The organism is Rhizobacter sp. P2_H2 (assembly GCF_056403375.1).
The window spans coordinates 1-1,657 of sequence record NZ_JBFUFP010001149.1; the positions used below are offsets into that span (position 1 = coordinate 1).

The following is a 1,657-nucleotide window of genomic DNA, read 5'->3' on the forward strand; positions in this document are numbered from 1 at the left end:
ACGAACTGGCGGCGATCGATCTCGAACGCGTGGCCGATGCGCGTGGCCTCATCGTGACCGAGTGGCGCATGCTCAGCGAAGCGCGGCAATCGAACGCGCTGCGCGGCTGGCTCGCGTCGATCGGCCAGCCGGCGCCGGCGAGCCTCGTGCTGCGGCTGCAGCACGAGCTGGGCGGGCAGGGCGCCTGGCCGGCGAGGGGGGGCGAGTTGCGCGTGCACCGCGGCCGCCTTGGCTTCGTGGCATCGCTGCCGACCCCTGCGGGAACTCCGGAACGCGAATCGGCGTTGAGCATCCGCCGCGCCGGCCGCCACGCCTTGCCGGGCTGGGGCGGCGAGCTCGTCGCGACGCGCGTGAAGCACGACGGCATTCCGCTCGCATGGCTGGGCGCGCTCGTGCTGCGCGCACGCGAAGGCGGCGAGCAATTCCAGGCCGGCCTCGGCCGGCCGCCGCGCAGCCTGAAGAAGCAGTACCAGGCGGCAGCGGTGCCGGCATGGGACCGCGACGGTCCGCTCGTCTGGAGCGGCGGGCAACTGCTCTTCGTGCCGGGCCTCGGCATCGACGCCCGCGTGATCGGCTTGCCGGGGCAGGCGCAGGTGAGCCTGGCCTGGCGGCGCATTCCGCGCGGTTAAAATGCCCGGTTGCGATCGACTCGCGACCCTTTTCTCCACTCGCGGCAAGACCTCTTTCATGGCACTCATCGTTCACAAGTACGGCGGCACCTCCATGGGCAGCACGGAGCGCATTCGCAACGTCGCGAAACGCGTTGCCAAATGGGCCCGCGCCGGCCACCAGATGGTGGTCGTTCCTTCGGCGATGAGCGGCGAGACGAACCGCCTGCTCGGCCTCGCGAAAGAGCTGTCGCCGGCCTCGCCGACCACGGCGATCGACCGTGAACTCGACATGATCGCGTCGACCGGCGAGCAGGTCTCGGTGGGCCTGCTGTCGATCGCGCTGCAGGCCGAGGGGATGCAGGCCGTCAGCTACGCCGGCTGGCAGGTGCCGGTGCAGACCGACAGCTCGTACACGAAGGCGCGCATCCAGAGCATCGACGACGCCYGCGTGCGCGCCGACCTGGCGCAGGGCAAGGTGGTGGTCATCACCGGCTTCCAGGGCATCGATGCCGACGGCCACATCACGACGCTCGGCCGCGGCGGCTCGGACACCTCGGCGGTGGCGGTCGCAGCCGCGATGAAGGCCGACGAATGCCTGATCTACACCGACGTCGACGGCGTCTACACGACCGACCCGCGYATCGTTCCCGATGCACGCCGGCTGCACACCATCAGCTTCGAGGAGATGCTCGAGATGGCGAGCCTCGGCTCCAAGGTGCTGCAGATCCGCTCGGTGGAATTCGCCGGCAAGTACCGCGTGCCGCTGCGCGTGCTGTCGAGCTTCACGCCGTGGGACATCGACATCACCGAGGAAGCGCGCTCGGGCACCCTGATCACCTTTGAGGAAGACGAGAAAATGGAACAAGCCGTTGTGTCGGGCATCGCGTTCAACCGCGACGAGGCCAAGATCACCGTGATGGGCGTGCCCGACAAGCCGGGCATCGCGTACCAGATCCTGGGCCCGGTGGCCGACGCGAACATCGACGTCGACGTGATCATCCAGAACATCTCGCACGAGGGGAAGACCGACTTCTCGTTCACCGTGC

Annotated in this window: 2 protein-coding genes; both read left to right on the forward strand. The window is 68.9% G+C overall.

Features of this window, described 5'->3' with window-relative positions:
- The coding region (tilS, locus tag AC1D15_RS31020; protein WP_477829057.1) for a tRNA lysidine(34) synthetase TilS at positions 1 to 629 on the forward strand (629 nt) is incomplete at its 5' end.
- A 58-nt stretch (positions 630 to 687) separates the two neighbouring features.
- Positions 688 to 1,657, forward strand: a 970-nt coding sequence (locus AC1D15_RS31025) for an aspartate kinase (protein WP_477829058.1), incomplete at its 3' end; no start/stop codon positions are given.